Origin of the sequence: Mesorhizobium atlanticum (assembly GCF_003289965.1) — a bacterium.
Lineage (GTDB): Bacteria > Pseudomonadota > Alphaproteobacteria > Rhizobiales > Rhizobiaceae > Mesorhizobium > Mesorhizobium atlanticum.
This window is the reverse complement of sequence record NZ_QMBQ01000027.1, coordinates 1-875: the sequence shown is the minus strand read 5'-3', so window position 1 is coordinate 875 and position 875 is coordinate 1. Positions and strand designations below refer to the sequence as shown.

1 protein-coding gene is annotated in these 875 nt (G+C 70.1%); it reads left to right on the top strand.

Annotated elements, in window-relative coordinates; translation table 11 throughout:
• Positions 1 to 172: 172 nt before the first annotated feature.
• Positions 173 to 875, top strand: a 703-nt coding sequence (locus DPM35_RS32085; RefSeq protein ID WP_425373439.1) for an Ig-like domain-containing protein, incomplete at its 3' end; no start/stop codon positions are given.

Here is an 875-nt window from a genome sequence, read left to right as displayed (position 1 = left end):
GCGGTGACGGCGCCCGACGGCGTCGGCTCGATCACGGTCGGCGGCCAGACGGTGGCGCTCAACGGCACCCACACCACCATCCCCGACGGCACACATCGTCGACGACCAGCCGACGGCCAATGCCGACGCGCTGACGATCGCGGCGGCGGACTTTAGCGGCCATAGCGGCAACGTGATCACCGGCTCGGGCGAGGACAGTCCGGTCGCGGGCGCCGACGTCAAGGGCGCTGACGGCGCCAGCGTGACCTCGGCCTACGGCACCGGCTCGGCCCAGACCGTGACGGCCGGCGGGGTGTCGATCGCTGGCCTGTACGGCACGCTGGTGCTGCACTCGGACGGCTCCTACACCTATACCCGCGCCGCCGGCACGCCAGGCAATGTGGACGATGTCTTCCACTACACGCTGACGGACGGCGACGGCGACCAGTCGCAGACGACGCTGACCCTCCACATCGGCAATGCCGGCGTGACGGTGACGCCGCCGGCGACCGGCACGGCCGCCGACACGGTCTATGAAGCAGGCCTGGTCAACGGCTCGCAGCAAGGTAACACGCAGACGGTCGCAAGCGGCACGATCGCGGTGACGGCGCCCGACGGCGTCGGCTCGATCACGGTCGGCGGCCAGACGGTGGCGCTCAACGGCACCCACACCACCATCCCCGACGGCACGCGCGGCAGCCTGGATGTGTGGTGGAACGGCAGCGCCATCCAGTACCAGTACACGCTGCAGCACAACTACCTCGAGAGCCCGGCCACCAACAACGGCCAGGACCTTGAGGCACAGCCGCAGTTCGCGGTCGTGGTCACCGACCAGGACGGCAGCGTCGGCAACGGCGCCCTCACCATCAACATCGTCGACGACCAGCCGACGGCCA